We start from the raw sequence: 24,930 nt of genomic DNA, 5'->3' as shown, positions 1-24,930 counted from the left end.
GCGCGACTTTCCTTCGACCTTGCCTTTAACCTGTTGCCAGCGCGACTGCTAATAGCCAAGCACCGCCACGCGTGCTATCGGCCGGACAGCCTTTCATTACAGCACCGCAGCAGCAAGCCATCATCGCGCTGAAGGACAGCCACACACCTATTACTTTTCTGCGGGCAAAGAAAAGCCCGGGCTAGCCGGGCTCTTCTCGGTGTAGCTAACTCAGATTACTGAACCTGAGCTTCTACTTCGGCTTCAACGCGACGATTGATCTGACGACCTTCCTCGGTAGCGTTATCGGCAACCGGACGGGACTCACCGTAACCTACGGAGTTCACGCGACCACCTTCAACACCGTACTCGTTGACCAGAACGTTGCGGACTGCTTCGGCACGACGCTCGGACAGACGCTGGTTATACTGGTCGGTACCGACGGAGTCAGTGTGACCTTCAACGGTAGTGTTGGTCTGCGGGTACTGCTGCATGAAGTCAGCGAGGTTTTTGATGTCGCTGTAGCTTTCTTCACGAACGCGGGATTTGTCGAAGTCGAACTTGACGTCCAGCTCAACACGCACCAGCTCCGGGGCGGGTTCCGGCTCAGTGTCGACGATCGGAGCCGGGGCCGGCTCTGGAGTCGGCTCGACTGCCGCAACCTGACGAGCACCGCCGCCGAAGTTCAGACCAACGCCGACGCCAGCCATCCACTCGCCTTCGTCTGCATCAATGTTGTACATGCCATCAACGCTAGCCTTGGCGAAGAAGTTCTCGGTGAAGTAGTACTTCAGACCGGTACCAACGTTTGCGAAGGTGCTGCGATCACGACCGCCACGGTCAGCCTGGCCGATGCTCTGGTGAGCTACGCCAGCGGAAACGTAAGGACGCAGACCCACACCCGGAGCACCGAAGTGGTAGGCAGCATCAAGGGAAGTCAGGCTGCCCTTGATTTTCTTGTGGCCGCCACCATCAACCGGATCCTTGGAGGTCAGGTCGTGATATTCGCCATAGGAGAGACCCAACGAAACGTCGTCGGTCAGGAAGTAGCTGACGCCAGCGCCGTAGAGCTCGCCGTCACGCTGAACATCACGCGAGCTATCGGTGAAGTAATGCTTACCGAACGCTTCCACCTCTACGGCACCCTGTCCTTGGGCCAGCGCGCTAAAAGAAGTGGCGGCAACCATCGAACCGATAACGACGCCTAAGGTGTTTTTAAGTTTCATCCGTAAATCCCCATCTGGTGGTTAGAATCAGAACAATCTAAGGAAACCGGCTGTCTGTATGCCCAAGCTGTTCGCAAGGTATAAGACAATTTTCCTAGATTAAGTTTCAGTTTGATCGGAAAAATTTTCCCGCAGCTTATCCAGTGCCCGCTTGTAGCGCATCTTCGTAGCGCTCAAACCCATGTGCATGATATCTGCGATTTCTTGGAACTCTAATTCGGCAACAAAACGCAACACCAATATCTCTCGATCAATCGGGTTGACATGTACAAGCCAACGATCAAGCCCCGCCTTTTCTTCAACCTTTGGTGCCTTGTCCTCAGACGCTTCCTCAAGCGGATCCAGGCTCAGGGCATCCAACAGGCGTCTCTTACGGCGTTCTTTGCGATATTGAGTAATACATTCGTTATAAGTGATGCTGTATAGCCAGGTTTTGAATTTAGATTTGCCTTCAAAGTTCTTTAAGCCATAAAGAACCTTGAGCATGACCTCCTGACATACATCATCGGCGTCTCGCTCGTTTCCCAAATAGCGTGAGCATACGTTGAACAGTGTACGCTGATATCGCCGCATGAGTTCTTCATAAGCGCGCGTTATATGAAATAGCTCGACATGGGCGTGCTGCACCAGCTCTTCATCGGTGAGCTGGCGAGGGTCGTAGCGCGAAATGGACGATGAGGTTTTAGTCAAGACGCTTCGAGCCGGCAGTCAAAATCACGGCCGCCATTTATGGAAACCGGAAAAAAGGCGTCGTACTTTACCAGAAACGCACGCTTAACGGCTGCCAACGCGCTGCTCGAGCAGCACTTTGTTGGCCACCGAAGTCAGCTCTCCGTCATCGGTAAGCAGCAGTGTTTTGACTGTTCCGATCTCCTCGATCTGCCCTTCGACATCCTCCAGCCGCACTCGCTGCCCTACTTCGTAAAGCTCTCGAACATAAACCCCTGCCAGTATTTGTGCCACAAGCTCACGGCTGCCGAGACCGAAGGCCAGCGCCACGGCCAGACCAACAGTAATGAGCACGATGGCAATGACGTAGTTGAGTAGCTCGGTCTTGACCTCAAGCTGACCAATTGCGACGGAGATACTGATGATGATCACCAGCCCCTGCGCCATGCGCGCAAGACCGTTGGCGTAGTCGAGTCCAACCCCTTCTGCCGCGCCGCGAACGAGGCCACTTAGCAACTGAGCCAGCAAGACACCGGCCAGCAGAATCAGCGCGGCGCCAAAGACCTTGGGCACATAAAGCGCCAACATATCGAGCGTTGCAGACACTCGCTCCAGCCCCAGCGATTCAGCGGCCGATACCAGAAATATCAGTAGAACGAACCAGTAGACGACCTTACCAATCAGCGCGGAGACGGGAATGCGTATTCCAGCCCGGCTCAACAACTTGGTCAGACCGGTGCCCGCCATCAGGCGATCCAGACCCACTTTGGCCAACACTTTGGACAGCAACGTATCGAGTAACTTGGCCACAATAAAACCGAGCAGAACGACGACCAATGCGCCGAACAATCTCGGAATGAAGGCCGCGACAGAAGCCCAGAGCGAGCTCATCGCCGAAAGAAGACTTTGGGTCCAGGGATTGAATTCCATGATCAATCAGCCTTATCGAACGAACGAATGGGATCTTCGCGGCGAGAGACCGGGGCGAGGTGCCGCGAACCGCTGTTTATGGCAATCATTAATGCTTCCAGCCAGTGCCCAATCAGGGAGAACAGGTCGCCAGCGCCCACTTGGCGGTTGGCAGTCTTGAGAACGCGACCCAGACAAGCGTCATCGTCATGGACAGAGGGCTTGTTGAGCAGGTCGCGCAGGGATTCTTCAAAGGGATCGCGCATGCAAACCTCGCTAAAGTATGTCGGCTAGACGGTCTATGCCCCGGTGTAAGTCACATTCAGAGCCAACGCATACGGCGCAGAATCCACCACTGCAGCAACGCAATACCGCCGATCAGCAAGCAAGCCACGACAAAACCGTAAGGGAATTCGGAGCCTGGGATACCTCCGACGTTTATTCCAAGCAGCCCTGTCAGGAAACTCAGCGGCAGAAAAAAGCCGGTGATGATAGCAAGTAGATACATCGTACGATTCATCCGCTCGTTGAGCCTGCGGTGCTCCGACTCAAGTACCAGATTGACTCGTTCTCGAACCATGTCGAGCTCTTCCAGATAGCGGATGAGCCGGTTGCTGAGCTCATTCCAGTACTCTGTGTCGTCGTCCGCGAACCAGCTCAACCGGTTGCGGGTCAGCTGCCCGTACAGCTCGCGTTGAGGCTGCAGAAAGCGTCGCAGACTCGCTGCCTGTCGCCGCAGGGATAGCAACAAGTGGTGCTCGGGGGCATACCGCTCATTCGCATCGATCTCCTCCTCTTCCGCATCAATGCGCTCGGCCAGTTGCGTGACAAAATCATCGACACGATCAGTCATGGCTTCGGCTAGAAACAACAGGAGCTCAGAAGCAGATTTAGGCCCCCTGCCTTCCAACAGCTGCTGGATCACTACTTCCGTGGAGCGTAATGGCCTGAGCCGCAGAGAGATAACTCGCTGTCGATCAGCGAATACGCGCACGGACACCATATCCTCTGGCTCTGCCTCAGGATTCAGGTTTACCCCGCGAAGAAACAGCAGCAGCTCTTCCTGTGGCAAGGCCAGCATGCGCGGCCGCGTATTTTCTTCGAGCAACACATCACAAGCGAAAGCACTCAGGCCGCTTTGTGTTCGCAGCCAATCCTGTGCGTGCGGCTGGCTACGATCCCAGTGCAGCCAAAGGCTTTCGTTACCAGCAAGCCGCAAGCTCGTCAGGCCGCCATAGCTGATTTGCCGGGCTCCACCGCTGCCGTCAAGGACGAACGCGTGGATAAGGCCACGCTGCTCGCTTTCAGTTTCCTGCATCAATCTGTTCCGTCGTAGCCCATAAAAAGCCCGGCATGGCCGGGCTCAGAAGAATGACAAGGCATCCGTCAATTGCAGCCTGCATCACTCCGGCATGCTGAGAGGCTCGGGAGAGACAATGATGCCGTTGTTATCGGCATACACATATTCACCAGGACGGAACGTCACGCCACAGAACGTGACTGGAACATTGAGATCACCGATGCCGCGCTTGTCGGTTTTCATCGGATGACTGGCTAGTGCCTGAACGCCAAGGTCTGTCTGCGCAAGGACATCGACATCTCGCACACAACCATAGATGACCAGACCTTCCCAGCCGTTGCGTGCCGCTTTCTCTGCAAGCATGTCGCCCAGCAACGCGCGACGTAGCGAACCGCCACCATCGACCACCAACACCTTGCCGGTTCCATCGACATCGACCTGGTCCTTGACCAGTGAATTATCTTCGAAGCACTTGATAGTCACGATCTCTCCACCGAAGGAGTCGCGGCCACCGAAGTTGCTGAACAACGGTTCGACAACCTGCACCAGGTCCGGGTAGGCATCGCACAGATCAGGCGTGACGTATTGCATGGGAAGCTCCTTCTGCTTGGAAATTACGGGCGAACGTCCAGTCTTAAAGCCATTGGCGCGACATCTTAGCCGCTACGCGTAAACCACGAAAACGGGACTGCCGAGCCGACGATGATTAAGCACCAACGAAAACGGGGCTTGCGCCCCGTTTTGCCACAGCCTGAGCCGTCAGATCTCGCGGTCAGCCAGGAAGAACCAGGTATCGAGAACCGAGTCCGGGTTCAGGGACACGCTTTCAATGCCCTGCTCCATCAGCCACTTGGCCAGATCCGGGTGATCCGATGGGCCTTGCCCGCAGATGCCAATGTATTTGCCGGCCTTGTTGCATGCCTGGATGGCATTAGCCAGCAACTTCTTCACCGCCGGATTACGCTCGTCGAACAAGTGGGCGATGATACCGGAGTCACGGTCCAGGCCTAGCGTCAGCTGGGTCATGTCATTCGAGCCGATGGAGAAACCATCAAAGAATTCCAAGAATTCATCGGCCAACAGGGCGTTGGACGGCAGCTCGCACATCATGATGATGCGCAGACCATTCTCGCCGCGCTTGAGACCGAATTGCCCAAGAATGTCGATGACCTGCGACGCCTCGCCCAGGGTGCGGACGAATGGCACCATAAGTTCGACGTTCGTAAGGCCCATCACATCGCGTACCTTGCGCATCGCACGGCACTCGAGCTCGAAGCAGTCACGGAAGGAATCGCTGATGTAGCGCGATGCACCGCGGAAGCCCAGCATCGGGTTCTCTTCTTCCGGCTCGTACAGCTTGCCACCGATCAGATTGGCGTATTCGTTGGACTTGAAGTCCGACAGGCGCACGATGACCTTTTTCGGCCAAAAGGCAGCGGCCAGGGTACTGACGCCCTCAACCAGCTTCTCGACATAGAAGTTGACCGGATCGTCATAACCGGCAATGCGCTTCTCGACGCTGCTCTTCACGTCGGCGGGCAGGCCGTCGAAGTTCAATAGCGCCTTGGGGTGCACGCCGATCATTCGGTTGATGATGAATTCGAGGCGGGCCAGGCCGACACCCTCGTTCGGCAGGTGCGCAAAGTCGAAGGCGCGGTCCGGGTTGCCGACGTTCATCATGATCTTGAACGGCAGTTCCGGCATGGCGTCGATGGAGTTCTGACGAATGTCGAAGCCCAGCTCCCCATCGAAGATCAGACCGGTGTCGCCTTCGGCGCAGGAAACGGTCACGCGCTGACCGTCCTTCAGCAACTCGGTGGCATTACCGCAACCCACGACCGCCGGAATCCCCAGCTCGCGGGCGATGATCGCCGCGTGGCAGGTGCGCCCGCCACGGTTGGTGACGATGGCGCTGGCGCGCTTCATCACCGGTTCCCAATCCGGGTCGGTCATGTCGGAAACCAGCACATCACCCGGCTGAACCTTATCCATTTCGCTGACGTCGTGGATGACCTTGACCGGGCCGGCGCCGATTCGCTGACCGATGGCACGACCTTCGACCAGCACGGTGCCTTTTTCCTTCAGCAGGTAGCGCTCCATGACATTGGCGCTGCTGCGGCTCTTAACGGTTTCCGGACGTGCCTGGACGATATACAACTGGTTGTCGTCGCCATCTTTGGCCCACTCGATGTCCATCGGGCGCCCGTAGTGCTTCTCGATGGTCATGGCCTGCTTGGCGAGGCTGGTCACTTCTTCGTCGGTCAGACAGAAGCGCATGCGATCGGCCTGGTCGACGTCGACCGTCTTGACCGACTTGCCGGCGCTGGCCTCGGCGCCGTACACCATCTTGATTGCCTTGCTGCCCAGGTTGCGGCGCAGGATTGCCGGGCGACCGGCTTCCAGCGTGTGCTTGTGGACATAGAATTCGTCCGGATTGACCGCGCCCTGAACGACAGTCTCACCCAGGCCGTAGGCGCCGGTGATGAACACCACGCCGCGGAAGCCGGATTCGGTGTCCAAAGTGAACATGACACCTGCAGTGCCGGTTTCCGAACGCACCATGCGCTGCACGCCGGCGGACAGAGCAACCAGCTTGTGATCGAAGCCCTGGTGCACGCGATAGGCAATCGCACGGTCGTTGAACAGCGAGGCGAACACTTCCTTGGTTGCGCGGATCACGTTGTCCACGCCGCGTATATTGAGGAAGGTTTCCTGCTGGCCCGCGAAGGAGGCGTCCGGCAGGTCTTCGGCGGTGGCCGAGGAGCGTACCGCGACCGCCATGTTGTCATTGCCGCCAGACATTTCCGCGAATGCGGTGCGGATGTCGGCATCCAGTTGAGGCGGGAATTCAGCTTCCATCACCCAGCCGCGAATCTGCGCGCCGGCTTTGGCGAGGGCATTGACGTCATCCACGTCCAGCGCATCGAGAAGCGCATGGATCTGCTCGTTGAGACCGCTGAGCTCCATGAAATCACGATAGGCCTGGGCCGTAGTGGCGAAACCGCCAGGCACCGAAACACCCGCGCCAGCGAGGTTGCTGATCATCTCGCCGAGGGAGGCGTTCTTGCCCCCTACACGCTCGACGTCATGATTGCCGAGCTTATCGAGGGAAACTACGTACTCTACCAAGGTGATCTCTCCACATTAGTGTTGGAAACTCAACCGGAGCCTGGCCGCACGACTGTGGCCCGACCCTGCAAAATAAGTAACAATGCCCGCCAACCGGGCTCGGCGAAGGGCCTACTATAGCTGGGAACCGTTCTCGACTTAAGGCCCAAGGCACATGAAACGAACTGCTTTCTTCATTTCTGACGGCACAGGCATCACCGCGGAAACCCTGGGCCAGAGTCTTCTGGCACAGTTCGAGAACATTACCTTCACGAAGCTGACCCGCCCATACATAGACACCGCCGAAAAAGCGCGGGCCATGGTACAGCAAATCAATAATGCCGCGGAAAAGGACGGTGGCCGGCCGATCATCTTCGACACCTTGGTGAACCTGGAAATCCGTGACATTCTGGCCGAATCCAATGGCTTCATGATCGACATCTTCTCTTCCTTTCTTGCGCCGTTGGAACATGAGCTGATGTCACGTTCCTCCTACTCCGTTGGTAAATCCCACTCCATCAGCCACAACGCCAATTACATGGAGCGTATCGAGGCGGTTAACTTCGCCCTCGATAACGATGACGGCGCCCGCACTCGCTACTACGACAAGGCGGACCTCATCCTCGTCGGCGTTTCCCGCTGCGGCAAAACACCGACCTGCTTGTATATGGCGATGCAGTACGGCATCCGCGCTGCCAACTACCCCTTGACCGAGGACGACATGGAGCGCCTGCAGTTGCCGAGCGCCCTCAAGGAGTACAAGGACAAACTGTTCGGCTTGACCATCGACCCGGATCGCCTGGCCGCCATTCGCCACGAACGCAAACCCAACAGTCGTTATGCCAGCTTCGCTCAGTGCGAATTCGAAGTCCGCGAGGTGGAAAGCCTGTTCCGCCGCGAGAACATCAACTACATCAACTCGACCCATTTCTCCGTCGAGGAAATCTCTGCAAAGATCCTCGTGGAGAAAGGCGTCGAGCGTCGACTCAAATAAGTGCCGCTTCGCTAGACAACAAAAAGTCCGCTTGGTGCGGACTTTTTGCGTTTTTCAGCCGGAAGAATTCGATTTCCGGCAGTTGAAGCGCATCAGAAAGTGTCACCTGGCACACGTACCCAGCCTTCCATCAGCACGCGCGCGCTGCGGCTCATGATCGCTTTGGTAACCGTCCACTGACCGTCTATCTGCTTCGCCTCAGCACCGACCCGCAGCGTGCCGGACGGATGCCCGAAGCGCACGGCCTGACGCTCGCCACCACCTGCCGCGAGATTCACCAGCGTGCCAGGCACCGCCGCCGCCGTACCGATGGCCACCGCACAGGTGCCCATCATGGCGTGGTGCAGCTTGCCCATGGACAACGCCCGCACGAGCAGATCGACCTCACCTGCATCGATGTTCTTGCCGGAAGACGCCCGATAGCTTTTCGGCTGGGAAACGAACGCAACCTTCGGCGTGTGCTGACGGGTCAGCGCCTCGTCCGCGGTCTTGATCAAGCCCATTCGCAGAGCACCGGCCACACGAATCGACTCCAGACGAGCCAGAGCCTCCGGATCGCCATTGATGTCCTCACGCAGTTCTGTGCCCTGGTAGCCGATGTCCTCGGCATTGACGAACACAGTGGGAATGCCGGCGCTGATCATGGTCGCCTTGAGCGTACCGATGCCCGGGACCTCCAGCTCATCGATCAGATTGCCGGTGGGAAACATCGAACCGCCCTCTTCGCCGTCGTCGGACGGATCGAGGAATTCCAGCACGATCTCGGCGGCCGGAAAGGTCACGCCGTCCAGCTCGAAGTCGCCGGTTTCCTGCACTTGGCCGTCGGTGACCGGTACATGAGCGATGATGGTCTTGCCGATGTTGGCCTGCCAGATCCGCACCACACAGGTACCGTTCTGCGGAATACGCTCGGCATCCACCAGGCCGGCATGCAGCGCGAACGCGCCGGCGCCGGTTGAAAGGTTGCCGCAGTTGCCGCTCCAGTCGACGAAGGGCTTGTCGATCGACACCTGACCATAGAGATACTCGACGTCATGATCAGGTCGAGTGCTCTTGGACAGGATGACGCATTTGCTGGTGCTGGACGTGGCGCCGCCCATGCCGTCGATGTGCGCCGAATAAGGGTCGGGACTACCGATCACGCGCAAGAACAGCTTGTCGCGCGCAGCGCCCGGCACCTGGCAGTTTTCCGGCAGGTCTTGCAAGCGGAAGAACACGCCCTTGCTGGTGCCGCCACGCATGTAGGTCGCGGGAATTCTGATCTGGGTTTGATGAGCCATGAGTGAGTCCTGGCTGGAAGATGAATGGGTTGTAGGGTGGATCACGCTTGACCGATCCACCGCGCGGGCTGGTGCGGTGGATGGAAAAGCGCCATCCACCCTATGAGGACGGCCGGTCACGCCTGCCCGAGGAAGTCCTTGGCGAAACGCTGCAGCACGCCGCCGGCCTGGTAGACGCTGACTTCCGCCGCCGTATCGAGGCGGCACGTGACCGGAGCGTGGGTTTCTTCACCGCTCTTGTGATGAATGACCAGTGTCAGGTCGCAGCGCGGCGACAGCTCGCCTTCGATATCGAAGGTTTCGGTGCCATCGAGGCCAAGGGTCAGGCGCGTAGTGCCCGGTTTGAACTCGACCGGCAGCACGCCCATGCCCACCAGGTTGGTACGGTGGATACGCTCGAAGCCTTCGGCGACGATCACCTCGACACCCGCCAGGCGCACGCCCTTGGCCGCCCAGTCACGCGAGCTGCCCTGGCCGTAGTCGGCACCGGCCACGATGATCAGGTTCTGCTTGCGAGTCATGTAGGTTTCGATGGCTTCCCACATGCGCATCACCTTGCCTTCCGGCTCGACGCGCGCCAGCGAACCCTTCTGCACCTTGCCGTCGACCACCGCCATCTCGTTGACCAGCTGCGGGTTGGCGAAGGTGGCGCGCTGGGCGGTCAGGTGGTCGCCGCGGTGGGTTGCGTAGGAATTGAAGTCCTCTTCCGGCAGGCCCATCTTCGCCAGGTATTCACCGGCCGCCGATTCCAACAGGATGGCATTGGATGGCGACAGGTGATCGGTGGTGATGTTGTCCGGCAGGATCGCCAGCGGACGCATGCCTTTCAGTGTGCGCTCGCCAGCCAACGCGCCTTCCCAGTACGGCGGACGACGGATGTAGGTGGACATCGGACGCCAGTCGTATAGCGGGCTCTTGGCTTCCTCGATGGTGCCCAGATCGAACATCGGGATGTAGATCTGCTTGAACTGCTCGGGCTTCACCGAGGACGCGACAATGGCGTCGATCTCCTCGTCGGACGGCCAGAGGTCTTTCAGGGTGATCGGATTGCCGTTCTTGTCGGTGCCCAGCACGTCCTGCTCGATATCGAAACGCACGGTACCGGCGATGGCGTACGCGACCACCAGCGGCGGCGAGGCAAGGAAGGCCTGCTTGGCATACGGGTGGATGCGGCCATCGAAGTTGCGGTTACCGGAGAGAACTGCAGTGGCGTACAGGTCGCGCTCGATGATTTCCTGCTGGATCACCGGGTCCAGCGCACCGGACATGCCGTTACAGGTGGTGCAGGCGTAGGCGACGATGCCGAAACCGAGTTTTTCCAGCTCGCTGAGCAGCCCAGCTTCTTCCAGGTACAGCTTGGCGACCTTGGAACCCGGCGCGAAGGACGTCTTCACCCAGGGCTTGCGCACCAGGCCCAACTCGTTGGCCTTTTTCGCCAGTAGGCCGGCGGCCACCACGTTGCGCGGGTTGGAGGTGTTGGTGCAGCTGGTGATAGCGGCAATGATCACCGCACCATCGGGCAGCAGACCTTCGGCCTCTTCGGCGCGCGCAGCAGCCAGCTTGTCTTCGTCGGCGATGCCACGCTCGTGCAGCGCCGAGGTCGGCAGACGCTTGTGCGGGTTGGACGGGCCGGCCATGTTGCGCACCACGCTGGACAGGTCGAATTCGAGCACGCGCTCGTATTCGGCGCCTTCCAGAGCCGTCGCCCACAGGCCCGTTTCCTTGGCGTACTGCTCGACGAGCGCAACCTGCTCCGGCTCGCGACCGGTCAGCTTGAGGTAATCGATGGTCTGCTGGTCGATGTAGAACATCGAAGCGGTGGCACCGTATTCCGGACACATGTTGGAGATGGTCGCGCGATCGCCGATGGTCAGGCTGTCGGCGCCTTCGCCGAAGAACTCGACCCAAGCTCCGACCACACGTTCCTTGCGCAGGAACTCAGTCAGCGCGAGGACGATATCGGTCGCGGTGATGCCTGGCTGACGCTTGCCGGTCAGACGTACGCCGACGATGTCAGGCAGGCGCATCATTGAAGGCAGACCGAGCATCACGGTTTCGGCCTCCAGGCCGCCAACGCCGATGGCGATCACACCCAGCGCATCGACGTGCGGGGTGTGCGAGTCGGTACCCACGCAGGTGTCCGGAAAGGCCACGCCGCCACGGGCTTGAATCACCGGCGACATCTTCTCCAGATTGATCTGGTGCATGATGCCGTTGCCGGCCGGGATCACGTCGACGTTCTTGAACGCGGTCTTGGTCCACTCGATGAAGTGGAAGCGGTCCTCGTTGCGGCGCTCCTCGACGGCACGGTTCTTCTCGAACGCATCCGGGTCGAAGCCTGCAAATTCAACCGCCAGCGAGTGGTCGACGATCAGCTGGGTCGGCACCACCGGGTTGACCTTCGCCGGGTCGCCGCCCTGCTCCGCAATCGCATCGCGCAGGCCGGCGAGATCGACCAGCGCGGTCTGGCCGAGGATGTCATGGCAGACTACACGAGCCGGATACCACGGAAAATCGAGGTCGCGCTTGCGCTCGATGATCTGCTTCAGCGAATCGGTCAGCGCTTCGGGCTCACAGCGACGCACCAGCTGTTCGGCCAGGACGCGGGAGGTATAGGGCAGCTTGTCGTAGGCACCCGACTGAATGGCTTCGATCGCCTCACGGGTGTCGAAGTAGTCAAGCCCAGTACCTGGCAAAGGTTTGCGGTGTTCTGTATTCATGCCGGAAGAACTCAATTCAGTAATGTTCTGTGGGGCAAGGTGCGGGGAGCCCGACGATGAGCCCCCTCGCTCCGATCAACGCTGGGCGATCGGGGCAACCTTGCGCTGCTCCGGACCGATGTACTCGGCGCTCGGCCGAATGATCCGGTTGTTGCTGCGCTGTTCGAACACATGGGACGCCCAGCCGGTGACGCGCGAGCAGACGAAGATCGGCGTGAACAGCTTGGTCGGGATGCCCATGAAGTGATAGGCGGACGCATGGTAGAAGTCGGCGTTCGGGAAGAGCTTCTTCTGCTCCCACATGGTTTCGTCAACGGCGACCGAGACCGGATAAAGCACGGTGTCGCCCACCTCATCCGCGAGCTTTTCGGCCCAGACCTTGATCACCTCGTTGCGCGGGTCGGAAACGCTGTAGATCGCGTGGCCGAAGCCCATGATCTTGTCCTTGCGCTCGAGCATGCCGAGGATCGCTTCGCGGGCTTCTTCCGGACTCTTCCATTGCTCGATCATGTCCATCGCCGCTTCGTTGGCGCCGCCATGCAGCGGACCGCGCAGCGAACCGATGGCACCAGTCACGCAGGAATAGAGGTCGGAGAGCGTCGAAGCACAGACACGGGCGGTAAAGGTCGAGGCGTTGAACTCGTGCTCGGCGTAGAGGATCAGCGAGACGTTCATCACCTTGACGTGCAGGTCGCTCGGCTTCTTGTCGTGCAGCAGCGCGAGGAAATGGCCGCCCAGGGTCTCTTCATCACTGGTGCAGTTGATGCGAACACCGTCGTGAATGAAGCGATACCAGTAGCACATGATCGCAGGGAACGCGGCCATCAGCCGCTCGGCCACGTCGCGCTGCTGGTCGAAGCTGAGCTCCGGCTCCAGCGTGCCAAGTACGGACGAACCGGTACGCATGACATCCATCGGGTGCGCGCTCGCCGGGATGCGTTCCAGCACTTCCTTCAGTGCCTGCGGCAAGTCACGCATGGTCTTCAGGCGATTCTTGTAATCGGCCAGTTGCTGGGTGTTCGGCAGCTCACCATAGAACAGCAGGTAGGCCACTTCCTCGAAATCGCACTCGGCCGCCAGGTCGCGCACGTCGTAACCACGATAGGTCAACCCGGCACCGGTCTTGCCCACGGTACACAGGGCGGTCTGTCCAGCGATCTGTCCGCGCAGGCCCGCGCCGCTCAAAACTTTTGCTTCAGCCATTGCTATCTCCTTCTTGGATTTGTTCTGGATACTGCAAATCACGTTGAAAAATGGATCGCAAAGGCCCCATTGGCAAACCCAATGGGGCCTTCTCGTCAGCTCTTCTTCTGAGCGAACAGCGCGTCGAGGTGCTGCTCGAACGTGTGATAGTTGATTCGATCGTAGAGCTCCATGCGGGTTTGCATGGTGTCGATCACGTTCTTCTGCGTGCCGTCACGGCGCAGCGCGGTGTAGACATTTTCCGCGGCCTTGTTCATGGCACGGAACGCCGACAGCGGGTAGAGCACCAGGGAGACGTCGACGCTGGCCAGCTCTTCGGTGGTGTAAAGCGGCGTGGCACCGAACTCGGTGATGTTGGCCAGAATTGGCGCCTGCACGCGGTCGGCGAAGGTCTTGTACATCGCCAACTCGGTGATGGCCTCGGGGAAGATCATGTCGGCACCCGCTTCGATGCAGGCCGCGGCACGATCCAGCGCGGAGTTCAGACCTTCCACCGCCAGCGCATCGGTACGCGCCATGATCACGAAGCTGTCGTCGGTGCGCGCGTCCACGGCCGCCTTGATGCGGTCGACCATCTCCTGCTGCGAGACGATTTCCTTGTTTGGACGATGGCCGCAACGCTTGGCACCGACCTGGTCCTCGATGTGGATCGCCGCGGCGCCGAACTTGATCATCGACTTGACGGTACGCGCCACGTTGAACGCGGAGGAGCCGAAGCCGGTGTCGACATCCACCAGCAGCGGCAGATCGCAGACATCGGTGATGCGGCGCACGTCGGTCAGCACATCGTCGAGCCCGGTGATGCCAAGATCCGGCAGACCCAGCGAGCCGGCAGCAACGCCGCCGCCGGACAGATAGATGGCCTTGAAGCCGGCACGCTTGGCCAGCAAGGCGTGGTTGGCGTTGATCGCGCCGACGACCTGGAGCGGATGCTCGCTGGCGACGGCGTCACGGAAACGCTGACCGGCAGAAGGAAGAGTCATGCATTACCCCTTTCATGTGGTGTTTGCTCAAGAACGCCCGTGAAGTGACGTTCGACATTGCGCTTGGAAGCGGCGATATGGCGGCGCATCAGCAGCTCCGCCAGTTCGCCATCGCGTTCGGCGATGGCATCGAGAATCCGGTGGTGTTCGGCGAAGGCCTGATGCGGACGGTTCGGCGTGGTGGAGAACTGGATGCGGTACATGCGCACCAGCTGATAGAGCTCGTCGCACAGCAGCTTGGCCAGTGTGCGGTTACCGCTGCCCTGAATGATCCGGTAATGGAAGTCGAAATCGCCTTCCTGCTGGTAATAGCCGACACCGGCCTGAAACGCCTCATCGCGCTCGTGGGTGCTCAGTACCCGGCGCAGGTCGTCGATTTCCGCCTCAGTCATGCGTTCGGCCGCCAGGCGGCAGGCCATGCCTTCCAGGGATTCACGAATCTCGTAAAGCTCGATCAGCTCGGCATGACTGAGCGACACAACCCTCGCTCCAACATGCGGCACGCGGATCAGCAGCTTCTGCCCTTCCAGCCGGTGGATCGCCTCGCGCAATGGCCCGCGGCTTATGCCATAGGTACGCGCCAGCTCCGGCTCGGAGATCTTGCTACCCGGGGCAATCTCGCCTTTGACGATGGCAGCCTGGATCAGACGAAACACGTGCTCGGCCAGCGTGCCACTGTCGAGCTGTTGCGCGGATGAGTGAAGCTCAACGGTATCCAGCATGATTGTCGACAATTCAGGTTTTGATGCGGCGAAAGTACGCCTGCATTGCCAACCAGTCAACAGCCCGCCTACGCAGATTGTCGACACCTTTACTAAAGTCGTAAAAGCGGCAACCTGATCGAGATTAGCTTGAGCCAGGGCAGAGCGCCTTGTAGCGCCGTGAAACCAGCATGCTAGAATGCCAGCCTTTCGCGCCCACCGGCGCTTGCCCGCAATGCCTGTCGCCACTCGATCTCCAGTCATCCCTTCCTTAAGACAACAGGTTCCATGAGAGTAAAAGCCCACTTCCTGCTGTTCTGTACATTACTCCTGCCCGCGATCGGCACCGCTGCCGACAATACGATTTACGGTCTGAACGAACACGTTGGAATCCCCGACTTCGATCTGGAAGTGGACGCCAAGCTCGACACCGGCGCCCAGACCGCGTCGCTCAGTGCGCGTGACATCACCCGATTCAAGCGTGAAGGCGAGTCGTGGGTGCGCTTCTACCTTGCCGTCGACAGCGCCCACGCACACCCCATCGAGCGTCCGCTGGCACGCATCAGCAAGATCAAGCGCCGGGCTGGCGACTATGATCCGGAAGAGGAAAAAACCTATACGGCGCGCCCGGTTATCGAACTCGATCTGTGCATGGGCAAGGCCAAACGCACAATCGAAGTGAACCTCACGGACCGTACCGCTTTCCAATACCCACTTTTGATCGGTTCCGACGCACTCACCCGCTTCGGCGCCCTGGTCGACCCAAGTCGCACCTTTATTGCCGGCAAACCCGGTTGCCTCAACGAATCTGACGCTGACGAGTAATACCCATGCGCGCTCTCACTCTGCATCTGAAAGTCCTGATCTTCATCCTCGTCGCTCTGGGAATTTCGATCACCGCCTACCAGATCTTCATACTGGGCATCCCGGTTACCGAAGACGAAACCGATGACCTGTGGAATATCGACGCCAAGGTCGAGTTCCAGGCCAGCCCACGCGAGCCGGTCAAGCTGCAGATGTACGTGCCGCCACTGAATCAGGAATTCGTCAGCCTCAACGAAAGCTTCATATCCAACAATTACGGCGTCAGCATCAACCGGGCCGATGGCAACCGCCGCGTCACCTGGTCTGCACGCCGTGCGAGCGGAAACCAGACGCTCTATTACCGCCTCGTGCTCACCAAGCGCTACAGCGGTGAGCAGACCAAGGCCACCGGGCCGATCTTCCGCGACAGTCTTCCGGTGGAAGGCGCCGAGAAGATCGCTGCCGAAGCGCTGCTTTCTCCGATTCGTCAGCATTCCGCTGATGTGGAAACCTTCATCAGCGAAGCCATCAAGCGGGTCAACAATCCCAACGACGACAACGTCAAGCTGCTACTGGGCGGCGATGCATCCATCCCGAACAAGGCACGCGTCATCGAATTGCTGCTGTCCATCGCTCACGTGCCGATGGAGCGCGTGCATACCATTCGCCTGAACGCAGACCAGCCGCAAACTCCGGAACTCTGGCTACGCAGCTTCAACGGCGACAAGTGGCTGTTCTTCAACCCCGGCACCGGCGAGCAAGGCCTGCCGAATGACCGCTTGGTCTGGTGGACCGGTGACGAGCCGCTGATCAATCTGGAAGGCGGACGCAATCCGCAGGTGACCTTCACGCTCAATAACAGCGAAATGAACGCCATCCGCCTGGCCAAGCTGACCGACGAGAACACCGACGCCGACTTCCTCGAGTACTCGCTGTATGGCCTGCCCCTGCAGACCCAGCAGACCTACCAGATCATGATCATGATCCCGATCGGCGTGCTGGTGATCCTGATCCTGCGCAACCTCGGCGGCCTGCAGACTCTCGGCACCTTCACCCCGGTACTGATTGCCCTGGCATTCCGCGAAACCCAGATCGGCTTCGGCATCATCCTGTTCACGCTGATCACGGCGCTGGGCCTGTCGCTGCGTTCGTACCTGGAACACCTGAAACTGCAGATGCTGCCGCGCCTCTCGGTGGTACTGACGTTCGTCGTGGTGCTGATCGCCGTGATCAGCCTGCTCAGTCACAAGCTCGGCCTGGAGCGCGGCCTGTCGGTCTCCCTGTTCCCGATGGTGATTCTGACCATGACCATCGAGCGCCTGTCGATCACCTGGGAAGAACGTGGCGGCGGCCATGCCTTCAAGGTGGCGGTCGGCACCCTGATCGCCGCGAGCCTGGCCTTCATGCTGATGAACATTCAGGAGCTGACCTACTTCATCTTCACCTTCCCGGCGGTGCTGCTGATCATGGTGGGCTTCATGCTGGCGATGGGTCGCTACCGCGGCTACCGCCTGACCGAGCTGTTCCGCTTCAAAGCCTTTCTGAAGGATTGAGCCATGTTCGGTCTGATCAAGACGTGGAAGGCCCTCGAGGCCAAGGGAATCATGGGCATCAACCGCCGCAACGCGGACTATGTGCTCAAGTACAACAAGCGCAACCTGTATCCGATCGTCGATGACAAGATCATCACCAAGGAGCGCGCCATCGAGGCCGACATTCATGTGCCGGAGATGTACGGCATCATCGAAACCGAAAAGGACATCGACAAGCTCAAGGATATCGTCAAGGATCACACCGATTTCGTCGTCAAGCCGGCGCAGGGCGCCGGCGGCGACGGCATCCTGGTGATCGCCGACCGTTTCGAAGGCCGCTACAGGACCGTCTCGGGCAAGATCATGACCCATGAAGAGATCGAGCATCAGATCTCCAATATCCTCACCGGGCTGTACTCGCTGGGCGGCCATCGTGACCGCGCACTGATCGAATATCGCGTCACGCCCGACCCGATCTTCAAGAGCATCAGCTACGAAGGTGTGCCGGACATTCGCATCATCGTGCTGATGGGCTACCCGGTCATGGCGATGCTGCGCCTGCCAACCCGTCAATCTGGAGGCAAGGCCAACCTGCACCAGGGCGCCATCGGCGTCGGCGTGGATCTGGCCACCGGCATCACCCTGCGCGGTACCTGGCTGAACAACAAGATTACCAAGCACCCGGATACCACCAACGCGGTGGACGGCGTGCAGCTGCCGAACTGGGACGGCTTCATGAAGCTCGCCGCCGGCTGTTACGAGCTCTGCGGGCTCGGGTATATCGGTGTCGACATGGTGCTCGATCAGGAAAAGGGCCCGCTCATTCTCGAGCTGAACGCGCGCCCTGGCCTGAACATCCAGATCGCCAACGACTGTGGGCTGACGCACCGGGCCCATGCAGTCGAGAACCGCCTGGCGGAACTCAAGGAGAAAGGCATCCAGGAAACGCCGGAGGAACGGGTGAAGTTCTCCCAGGAGCTGTTCGGCCATGTCCCGCCCCACGCCTGAATGACGCAAGCCGGGTAGCCCGCGTATCCTCTCGGGCTGCCCCCTCATCGACTCGACCCATGTCCATCTGCACGCTGCATGCCCTGCCCTACCAGGCCGATCCCGCCTATTGGTTCGAGCACATCCGCCATGCCCCAGGTGCGGTGCTGCTCGATTCGGGCAGGCCGAAGGCCGAGCGCGGGCGCTTCGACATTCTCAGTGCCTGGCCACTGGCTGTGCACGAGCCACGCGACGATGAATCAGGGCGTGATTACTTCCACCGTTTGCGCCAGGCGTTGCGCGGACTTGGCTCCGCCGAGCTGCCCGAGAGCTGTGAGCTGCCGTTTGCCGGAGGCCTGATCGGCCTGTTGAGCTACGACTTCGGTGCCCGCCTCGAGACCCTGCCCCAGCGCGCCCTCGACGACAGCGGTCTGCCACTGGCACGTTTCGGCCTTTATGGCTGGGCGCTGATCAGCGATCACCAGAGGCGCACCAGTCAGTTGGTGTTTCACCCAGCAACGACTTCTTCCGAGCAGATGCGACTGATCGCGCTGTTCGGTTCAACGACCACCGTCGAAAGTGCTCCATTCAGGCTGCACAGCCGTTTCGCTGCCGATCTTTCTGTCGACACGTACCGGAACGGCATCGAGCGCATTCAGACCTACATCCAGGCCGGTGACTGCTACCAGGTCAATTTCACCCAGCGTTTTCGTGCCGGCTGCTCGGGCGACCCATGGAGCGCCTATCGCGCGCTGCGAGAAGCTTGCCCAACGCCGTACGCCGGCTTCGTCGCACTGGAAGACGGCGCTATTGCCAGCCTCTCGCCGGAGCGCTTCCTGCGCCTGCAGCAGGGCCACGTGGAAACCCGCCCGATCAAAGGCACCCGTCCACGCGGTGCGGACGAGCGCAGCGACGCCGCACAAGCGCAAGCGCTGCTCGCCAGTGACAAGGATCGTGCCGAGAACCTGATGATCGTCGACCTGTTGCGCAACGACCTCGGCCGCAGCTGCCGCATCGGCAGCGTGCGCGTTCCGCAGCTGTTCGCACTGGAAAGCTACCCCAACGTGCATCACCTGGTGAGCTGCGTGACCGGCGAACTGGCCGACGGCCACGACGCGTTCGATCTGCTGGCCGGCAGCTTTCCCGGCGGCTCGATCACCGGAGCGCCGAAGATCCGCGCCATGCAGATCATCGACGAGCTGGAACCGACGCGCCGCGCAATCTATTGCGGATCGTTGCTGTACGTCGATGTCAGGGGGGAAATGGACAGCTCCATCGCCATTCGCACACTGCTCATCCGCGATGGGCAAGCCAGCTGCTGGGGCGGCGGTGGCATAGTCGCCGACTCGGACTGGCAGGCGGAGTACCAGGAATCGATCGACAAGGTGAAGGTGCTGCTGCAGACACTGGAGCAGCTACCAGACTGAAGCGACCGGCCATGCACCGGTCGCTTCCTCACTCACTAGAGCGCGAGCTTGCGGTTCGATGCCTTGAGGAATTCCTGCTTCAGCTCGTCGAAGGTGTGCACTGCCGGGAACTGCGGGAACTCGGCGATGACGTTGTCCGGCGCATGGAACAGGATGCCGGCATGGGCCTCGCTGAGCATGGTGGTGTCGTTGTAGGAATCGCCCGCGGCAATGACGCGGTAGTAGAGGCTCTTCAGCGCAATGACCGACTGACGCTTGGGGTCCTTCTGACGCAGCTGATAGTCCACGACGCGATCGGTTTCGTCAGTGATCAGGCGGTGACAAAGCAGCGTCGGGAACCCCAACTGGCGCATCAGCGGCTGCGAGAACTCGTAGAAGGTGTCGGACAGGATCACCACCTGGAAGCGCTCGCGCAGCCAGTCGACGAACTCAGGTGCGCCTTCCAGTGGCTTCAGCGTCGCAATCACCTTCTGGATGTCGGCGAGCTTCAGGCCGTGCTCATCGAGGATGCGCAGGCGCTGCTTCATCAACACGTCGTAGTCGGGAATGTCCCGCGTGGTCGCCCGGAGCGATTCGATTCCGGTGGCCTCGGCAAAGGCGATCCAGATTTCCGGAACCAGCACACCTTCCAGGTCGAGACAGGCTATTTCCACGGGGCCACTCCTCAATGCAGAAAATTGAAGGCGGCACTCTAACGGCAGCTCGCCACCGAAGCAACGCAAGGCTTATACCCGAAGCAGCTGATAAGAGTGCCTAAACGTTATTTAGCGGCATAAACGCCTTTTGCTACCATCCGCTGCCTCAGAGCGCCGAAGCGCCAATGCCATCTATAAGGAAGCCGCCCGATGAGCCCCTCTATCGACGTCGCCGCGTTGGCCACAGCCTACGCCGAGAAATCCCCGCAAGACGTTCTAAAGCTCGCCTTCGACCTGTTCGGCGATGATCTGTGGATTTCCTTCAGTGGCGCCGAAGACGTCGTGCTGCTGGACATGGCCTGGAAGCTGAACAAGCACGTCAAGGTGTTCACCCTTGATACCGGGCGACTGCATAGCGAAACCTACCGTTTCATCGAGCAGGTACGCGATCACTACGGCATTGCCATCGAAATCATGACCCCCGATCCGGCATTGCTGCAGCCACTGGTAAACGAGAAAGGCCTGTTCAGTTTCTATCGTGACGGTCACGGCGAATGCTGTGGAATTCGCAAGATCGAGCCATTGCGACGCAAGCTGGCCACCGTCCGCGCCTGGGCTACCGGGCAGCGCCGCGATCAGAGCCCCGGCACACGCAGCCAGGTATCGGTGCTGGAGCTGGATACGGCCTTCTCCACAGCGGATAACGCGCTGTACAAGTTCAACCCGTTGGCGCAGATGACCAGCGAGGAAGTCTGGGGCTACATTCGCATGCTGGAAATCCCCTACAACAGCCTGCACGAGCGCGGTTTCATCAGCATCGGCTGCGAGCCCTGCACCCGCCCGGTACTGCCCAATCAGCACGAGCGCGAAGGTCGCTGGTGGTGGGAGGAAGCCACTCACAAGGAATGCGGGCTGCATGCCGGCAATCTGATCGCCAAGAACTGAAACTCAGCCAGGGCCGGCAGCGAAGCAACGATAAAAGGACAGCAGGCTGGGCTCCCGGCGTGCTCGACATGGCTCAGTAAGTCGGCAGTTCCATGCCGTCGAACAGCTCATCCAGTTCCGCCTTGTTACGGCACTGGATCGCCTTCTCCAGCATGTCCCTATCCAGGTGCGGAGCAAACTGCTGGATGAAGTCGCACATGAAGCCGCGCAAGAAGGTGCCGCGGCGAAAGCCGATCTTGGTCACACTGGATTCGAACAGCTCGCTGGCATCCAGTACAACCAGATCGGAGTCGAGCTTGGAATCCACAGCCATTCGCGCAACGATCCCAACACCCAGCCCAAGCCGCACATAGGTCTTGATCACGTCGGCATCGGCAGCGGTGAAGACCACTTTCGGCGAAAGCCCGCGATGCCCGAACGCCTCGTCGAGCTTGGAACGGCCGGTGAACCCGAATACGTAGGTCACGATCGGATGCTCGGCGAGTGCTTCGAGCGTGAGCTTTTCGAGCTTTGCCAGCGGATGCCCCTGAGGCACGATCACACAACGGTTCCAGCGATAGCAGGGCATCATCACCAGATCACCGAACAACTCCAGCCCTTCGGTGGCAATGGCGAAGTCGACAGTGCCGTCGGCGGCCATCTCGGCGATCTGCATCGGCGTACCCTGGTGCATGTGCAGGGAAACGTCAGGGTATTGCTTGATAAAGCTGCTAATAACCTGGGGCAATGCGTAGCGCGCCTGGGTATGGGTGGTGGCGATACTCAGGGCGCCCTTCTTTTCGTTGGAGAACTCCTGAGCGATCTGCTTGATGCTCTCGCATTTGCGCAGGATCTCGCCTGCCGTCGTGATGATGCGCTCCCCCGCTGGCGTGACACGGGTCAGATGCTTGCCGCTGCGGGCGAACACCTCGACGCCGAGCTCGTCTTCCAGCAGTCGGATCTGCTTGCTGATCCCGGGTTGCGAGGTGAACAGACTCTGCGCCGTTGCCGAAACGTTGAGGTCATGGTGCGCCACTTCCCAGATGTAACGCAGTTGTTGAAGCTTCATAGAAATCCCTCAAGGCAAAGGCACCACTGCGCCTGCCGCAACACTTATAACCTTATGAACGACGCGCCAACGGATGATAGATGTTCCGCCTGGCGTTTGCTGTGCGACCTTTGGTCTGACTCGCCGCGACTGCCGTTGAGCTTAGCAGCGCGGCGAAAACCGGGCCCGGCGTTTGCTCAGCCACCAGTGCGCTGCTCCAGAAAACGCAACAGGTGATACAACATCTCCGTCCTGGGCATCGAAACGCCAGTCTGCGCTGGGGCAGCGAGCGGTGCCGCATAGATCGCTTCAAGCTCCATCGGCCGGTTCTGAAAACGATCGTGATACATGCTGGGCAGGTAATCGGGCATACGCGCAGTGCCCATCAGCAGCTTTTCCGGAAAGTCCTCCGGCAGCGAACAGCCCAGCGCGTGCGCCGCCGTGCAGACCTCTTGCATGATCGCCTTGACCTGCGCGCGCGCGTGATCGCTACTGAGCAGTGACTCGGTGCCCGCGTCAAGCAACGCCGACAGCCCGTTGAACGGGACATTCCACACCAGCTTCATCCAGCGCGCCTGGGCCAGGCTGGGCATCGGCGACGAGTCCACGCCTGCCTGACGGAACATCTCGACGATCGCGTTCAGCAACGCAAGTTGTGCCTGCTCGTCGCCGCCGGCCGGTCCAGAGTGGTAACCGAGATTCACCCCGCCCAGTGCCTGATGCTCCACCACGCCGGGCGCCGAGCGATGGGCACAGATCGCACACAAGCCACCGAGCAGATGTACGGTGTCAGGGAGGAATGGCCTGATGGCATCTTCCACCCCCAAACCATTCTGCAGCACCACGACCTTGCAATCAGGAGCGGCCAGCTGCGCGATGATCGGCGCGAGTGCCTCATTGCTGGTGCTTTTGGCACCGACCAGCAACCAGTCGCACGCCGGCATCTTTGCCGCATCGCGATAGACCTGCGGCCGCTCCAACAACAACGATCCATGAACGGCACTGTTTACCTGTAGCCCGCGCTCGTGCACCGCGGCGTATTCGCTACGCAACAGAAAGTGCACATCGTAGCCGGCACGCGCCAGCATCAAACCGTAAAAACCGCCGATGGCCCCGGTGCCGATGATGCCGATACGTGGACTCACTGCAGACATAAGCACTCCAGATCAGTGGACCGGCCGCGCTCGTTGGGCCAGCCGGTAAAAGGTCGAACGATAGCAGTCCGGCACGCAACGTCCCAGTGACTGGCGTGGCAGCGTGATGGGTGCACTGGGGGCAAGCCTCAATAGGCCATCAATCTCGTTGTCGAGTGCGGCCTTTAGCGATAAGGTTCCGTTTCCCCGCTGCGCCCTCAGGCTGTGTTCCGCCGCACCGGGATCGCTGGCGGACGGCTCCCGTGATTCCTGACGAGTAACAAATGGCTGATTTACCAATCGACGACCTTAACGTTGCCTCCAACGTGACCCTCATCACGCCAGAGCAACTGAAGCGTGAAATTCCGCTGACCGCCTCGGCACTGCAGACCGTCTCCCACGGGCGCCAGGTGGTACGCGACATTCTCGACGGCAAGGATCACCGCCTGTTCATAGTGATCGGTCCTTGCTCCATTCACGATCTGAAGGCCGCCCACGAGTACGCCGAGCGTCTCAAGGTGCTGGCAGAAAAGGTGTCCGACAGCCTCTTCCTCGTCATGCGGGTGTATTTCGAGAAGCCACGCACCACCGTCGGCTGGAAAGGCCTGATCAACGATCCGTATATGGACGACTCCTTCAAAATCCAGGACGGCCTGCACATCGGCCGCAAGCTGCTGCTCGATCTCGCCGAGATGGGCCTGCCCACCGCGACCGAAGCGCTCGATCCGATTTCGCCGCAATACCTGCAGGACCTGATCAGCTGGTCGGCCATCGGCGCCCGTACTACCGAGTCCCAGACGCACCGTGAGATGGCCTCGGGCTTGTCCTCGGCGGTCGGCTTCAAGAACGGTACCGACGGCAGCCTGACCGTGGCCATCAATGCCCTGCAATCGGTTTCCAGCCCGCACCGTTTCCTCGGTATCAACCAGTCCGGCGGCGTTTCCATCGTCACCACCAAGGGCAACAACTATGGCCACGTCGTGCTCCGCGGCGGCAACGGCAAGCCTAACTACGACTCGGTCAGCGTCGCGCTGTGCGAGCAGGATCTGAAGAAGGCGGGCATCCGCCCCAATGTGATGATCGACTGCAGCCACGCGAACTCCAACAAGGACCCTGCCCTGCAGCCGCTGGTAATGGACAACGTCGCCAATCAGATTCTGGAAGGCAACAACTCCATCGTTGGCCTGATGGTGGAAAGCCACCTTGGCTGGGGTAACCAGTCCATTCCGAAGGATCTGAGAGATCTCAAGTACGGCGTATCGATCACCGATGCCTGTATCGACTGGGAAACCACCGAGAAGGCGGTGATGAGCATGCACGACAAGCTAAAGGACGTACTGCCAAGACGGCAGCGCGACTGAAACGAAA

General features: G+C 59.9%; 22 protein-coding genes. 7 read left to right on the top strand and 15 right to left on the bottom strand.

All coding sequences use genetic code 11. The features are described 5' to 3' along the window. Positions 1-215: 215 nt before the first annotated feature. The 7 genes from BM275_RS06135 to ppsA all read right to left on the bottom strand — a co-directional run bounded on the left by BM275_RS06135 (position 216) and on the right by ppsA (position 7,212). Complete coding sequence (locus BM275_RS06135) at positions 216-1,205, bottom strand: OmpA family protein (RefSeq protein ID WP_058064568.1); 990 nt, start codon at positions 1,203-1,205, stop codon at positions 216-218. A gap of 99 nt (positions 1,206-1,304) precedes the next feature. Further along, complete coding sequence (gene sigX / locus BM275_RS06130) at positions 1,305-1,895, bottom strand: RNA polymerase sigma factor SigX (protein WP_058064567.1); 591 nt, start codon at positions 1,893-1,895, stop codon at positions 1,305-1,307. 84 nt (positions 1,896-1,979) lie between these two features. Beyond that, on the bottom strand, positions 1,980-2,804 hold the full coding sequence (locus BM275_RS06125; RefSeq protein WP_090520029.1) for a mechanosensitive ion channel family protein: 825 nt from the start codon (positions 2,802-2,804) through the stop codon (positions 1,980-1,982). Positions 2,805-2,806: 2 nt separating this feature from the next. Next, positions 2,807-3,049, bottom strand: a complete 243-nt coding sequence (locus tag BM275_RS06120; RefSeq protein ID WP_003284594.1) for a hypothetical protein — start codon at positions 3,047-3,049, stop codon at positions 2,807-2,809. A 56-nt stretch (positions 3,050-3,105) separates the two neighbouring features. Then, positions 3,106-4,101 carry a zinc transporter ZntB gene (locus BM275_RS06115; RefSeq protein WP_058064565.1) on the bottom strand — a complete coding sequence of 332 codons (996 nt, stop codon included), beginning with the start codon at positions 4,099-4,101 and terminating at the stop codon, positions 3,106-3,108. An 84-nt stretch (positions 4,102-4,185) separates the two neighbouring features. Continuing rightward, the gene (gene rraA, locus BM275_RS06110; RefSeq protein ID WP_003284590.1) at positions 4,186-4,674 is read right to left on the bottom strand and encodes a ribonuclease E activity regulator RraA; all 489 of its coding nucleotides are present in this window, start codon (positions 4,672-4,674) and stop codon (positions 4,186-4,188) included. Between the two features lie 168 nt (positions 4,675-4,842). Further along, complete coding sequence (gene ppsA, locus BM275_RS06105) at positions 4,843-7,212, bottom strand: phosphoenolpyruvate synthase (RefSeq protein ID WP_090520027.1); 2,370 nt, start codon at positions 7,210-7,212, stop codon at positions 4,843-4,845. Between the two features lie 154 nt (positions 7,213-7,366). Here ppsA and ppsR point away from each other — a divergent pair, with 154 nt between their 5' ends. Beyond that, positions 7,367-8,185, top strand: coding sequence for a posphoenolpyruvate synthetase regulatory kinase/phosphorylase PpsR (gene ppsR / locus BM275_RS06100; RefSeq protein WP_090520025.1), 819 nt, complete (start codon positions 7,367-7,369; stop codon positions 8,183-8,185). A 92-nt stretch (positions 8,186-8,277) separates the two neighbouring features. Here the strand turns inward: ppsR and prpF are convergent, their stop codons facing one another. From prpF to BM275_RS06075, 5 genes are all read right to left on the bottom strand, one after another. Further along, positions 8,278-9,465, bottom strand: coding sequence for a 2-methylaconitate cis-trans isomerase PrpF (gene prpF / locus BM275_RS06095; protein ID WP_090520024.1), 1,188 nt, complete (start codon positions 9,463-9,465; stop codon positions 8,278-8,280). Between the two features lie 116 nt (positions 9,466-9,581). Beyond that, positions 9,582-12,185, bottom strand: coding sequence for a Fe/S-dependent 2-methylisocitrate dehydratase AcnD (gene acnD, locus BM275_RS06090; protein ID WP_090520022.1), 2,604 nt, complete (start codon positions 12,183-12,185; stop codon positions 9,582-9,584). A 75-nt stretch (positions 12,186-12,260) separates the two neighbouring features. Further along, complete coding sequence (gene prpC / locus BM275_RS06085) at positions 12,261-13,388, bottom strand: bifunctional 2-methylcitrate synthase/citrate synthase (protein WP_090520020.1); 1,128 nt, start codon at positions 13,386-13,388, stop codon at positions 12,261-12,263. 95 nt (positions 13,389-13,483) lie between these two features. Beyond that, on the bottom strand, positions 13,484-14,371 hold the full coding sequence (gene prpB, locus BM275_RS06080) for a methylisocitrate lyase (protein WP_014820318.1): 888 nt from the start codon (positions 14,369-14,371) through the stop codon (positions 13,484-13,486). Next, positions 14,368-15,093 carry a GntR family transcriptional regulator gene (locus tag BM275_RS06075; protein ID WP_090520017.1) on the bottom strand — a complete coding sequence of 242 codons (726 nt, stop codon included), beginning with the start codon at positions 15,091-15,093 and terminating at the stop codon, positions 14,368-14,370. Before BM275_RS06075 ends, prpB begins: the two co-directional genes overlap by 4 nt. A gap of 267 nt (positions 15,094-15,360) precedes the next feature. Between BM275_RS06075 and rloA the strand changes: the two genes are divergently transcribed. Genes rloA through pabB form a run of 4 tightly spaced genes read left to right on the top strand, consistent with a single transcriptional unit; the run spans position 15,361 to position 19,822 of the window. After that, positions 15,361-15,897: a retropepsin-like aspartic peptidase RloA gene (rloA, locus tag BM275_RS06070; protein ID WP_090520016.1), complete on the top strand. Its 537-nt coding sequence runs from the start codon at positions 15,361-15,363 to the stop codon at positions 15,895-15,897. Positions 15,898-15,902: 5 nt separating this feature from the next. Continuing rightward, a complete protein-coding gene (gene rloB, locus BM275_RS06065) occupies positions 15,903-17,429 on the top strand; it encodes an osmotic stress tolerance membrane protein RloB (protein WP_014820321.1) in 1,527 nt (508 codons plus the stop codon). Positions 17,430-17,432: 3 nt separating this feature from the next. After that, positions 17,433-18,416, top strand: a complete 984-nt coding sequence (locus BM275_RS06060; RefSeq protein ID WP_090520013.1) for an alpha-L-glutamate ligase-like protein — start codon at positions 17,433-17,435, stop codon at positions 18,414-18,416. Positions 18,417-18,475: 59 nt separating this feature from the next. After that, complete coding sequence (gene pabB, locus BM275_RS06055; RefSeq protein WP_090520009.1) at positions 18,476-19,822, top strand: aminodeoxychorismate synthase component I; 1,347 nt, start codon at positions 18,476-18,478, stop codon at positions 19,820-19,822. A 35-nt stretch (positions 19,823-19,857) separates the two neighbouring features. Here the strand turns inward: pabB and thrH are convergent, their stop codons facing one another. Continuing rightward, positions 19,858-20,475, bottom strand: coding sequence for a bifunctional phosphoserine phosphatase/homoserine phosphotransferase ThrH (thrH, locus tag BM275_RS06050; RefSeq protein ID WP_003284573.1), 618 nt, complete (start codon positions 20,473-20,475; stop codon positions 19,858-19,860). A gap of 192 nt (positions 20,476-20,667) precedes the next feature. Between thrH and BM275_RS06045 the strand changes: the two genes are divergently transcribed. Beyond that, positions 20,668-21,402, top strand: coding sequence for a phosphoadenylyl-sulfate reductase (locus BM275_RS06045; protein WP_014820324.1), 735 nt, complete (start codon positions 20,668-20,670; stop codon positions 21,400-21,402). A gap of 73 nt (positions 21,403-21,475) precedes the next feature. Here BM275_RS06045 and cysB read toward each other — a convergent pair whose 3' ends face one another. Together cysB and BM275_RS06035 are read right to left on the bottom strand one after the other, a co-directional pair. Then, complete coding sequence (cysB, locus tag BM275_RS06040; protein ID WP_090520007.1) at positions 21,476-22,450, bottom strand: HTH-type transcriptional regulator CysB; 975 nt, start codon at positions 22,448-22,450, stop codon at positions 21,476-21,478. A 176-nt stretch (positions 22,451-22,626) separates the two neighbouring features. Then, on the bottom strand, positions 22,627-23,583 hold the full coding sequence (locus BM275_RS06035; protein WP_090520004.1) for a putative 2-dehydropantoate 2-reductase: 957 nt from the start codon (positions 23,581-23,583) through the stop codon (positions 22,627-22,629). A 263-nt stretch (positions 23,584-23,846) separates the two neighbouring features. Between BM275_RS06035 and BM275_RS06030 the strand changes: the two genes are divergently transcribed. Further along, on the top strand, positions 23,847-24,923 hold the full coding sequence (locus BM275_RS06030; protein ID WP_090520001.1) for a 3-deoxy-7-phosphoheptulonate synthase: 1,077 nt from the start codon (positions 23,847-23,849) through the stop codon (positions 24,921-24,923). The last annotated feature ends 7 nt before the right edge of the window (positions 24,924-24,930 follow it).

It is taken from the genome of Stutzerimonas kunmingensis, assembly GCF_900114065.1.
Classification (GTDB): domain Bacteria; phylum Pseudomonadota; class Gammaproteobacteria; order Pseudomonadales; family Pseudomonadaceae; genus Stutzerimonas; species Stutzerimonas kunmingensis.
Note: the sequence above shows the minus strand (reverse complement) of the source record. Positions and strands in the feature narration are given on the sequence as shown.

Bases quoted from the DNA above. Each gene is read 5' to 3' on its own strand.
- rraA (WP_003284590.1), bottom strand. From the start codon at position 4,674: ATGCAATACGTCACGCCTGATCTGTGCGATGCCTACCCGGACCTGGTG.
- BM275_RS06060 (WP_090520013.1), top strand. From the start codon at position 17,433: ATGTTCGGTCTGATCAAGACGTGGAAGGCCCTCGAGGCCAAGGGAATC.
- BM275_RS06115 (WP_058064565.1), bottom strand. From the start codon at position 4,101: ATGCAGGAAACTGAAAGCGAGCAGCGTGGCCTTATCCACGCGTTCGTC.
- BM275_RS06125 (WP_090520029.1), bottom strand. From the start codon at position 2,804: ATGGAATTCAATCCCTGGACCCAAAGTCTTCTTTCGGCGATGAGCTCG.
- prpB (WP_014820318.1), bottom strand. From the start codon at position 14,371: ATGACTCTTCCTTCTGCCGGTCAGCGTTTCCGTGACGCCGTCGCCAGC.
- ppsR (WP_090520025.1), top strand. From the start codon at position 7,367: ATGAAACGAACTGCTTTCTTCATTTCTGACGGCACAGGCATCACCGCG.
- BM275_RS06135 (WP_058064568.1), bottom strand. From the start codon at position 1,205: ATGAAACTTAAAAACACCTTAGGCGTCGTTATCGGTTCGATGGTTGCC.
- rloB (WP_014820321.1), top strand. From the start codon at position 15,903: ATGCGCGCTCTCACTCTGCATCTGAAAGTCCTGATCTTCATCCTCGTC.
- BM275_RS06045 (WP_014820324.1), top strand. From the start codon at position 20,668: ATGAGCCCCTCTATCGACGTCGCCGCGTTGGCCACAGCCTACGCCGAG.
- prpF (WP_090520024.1), bottom strand. From the start codon at position 9,465: ATGGCTCATCAAACCCAGATCAGAATTCCCGCGACCTACATGCGTGGC.
- acnD (WP_090520022.1), bottom strand. From the start codon at position 12,185: ATGAATACAGAACACCGCAAACCTTTGCCAGGTACTGGGCTTGACTAC.
- cysB (WP_090520007.1), bottom strand. From the start codon at position 22,450: ATGAAGCTTCAACAACTGCGTTACATCTGGGAAGTGGCGCACCATGAC.
- BM275_RS06030 (WP_090520001.1), top strand. From the start codon at position 23,847: ATGGCTGATTTACCAATCGACGACCTTAACGTTGCCTCCAACGTGACC.
- BM275_RS06120 (WP_003284594.1), bottom strand. From the start codon at position 3,049: ATGCGCGATCCCTTTGAAGAATCCCTGCGCGACCTGCTCAACAAGCCC.
- BM275_RS06075 (WP_090520017.1), bottom strand. From the start codon at position 15,093: ATGCTGGATACCGTTGAGCTTCACTCATCCGCGCAACAGCTCGACAGT.
- pabB (WP_090520009.1), top strand. From the start codon at position 18,476: ATGTCCATCTGCACGCTGCATGCCCTGCCCTACCAGGCCGATCCCGCC.
- rloA (WP_090520016.1), top strand. From the start codon at position 15,361: ATGAGAGTAAAAGCCCACTTCCTGCTGTTCTGTACATTACTCCTGCCC.
- prpC (WP_090520020.1), bottom strand. From the start codon at position 13,388: ATGGCTGAAGCAAAAGTTTTGAGCGGCGCGGGCCTGCGCGGACAGATC.
- BM275_RS06035 (WP_090520004.1), bottom strand. From the start codon at position 23,583: ATGTCTGCAGTGAGTCCACGTATCGGCATCATCGGCACCGGGGCCATC.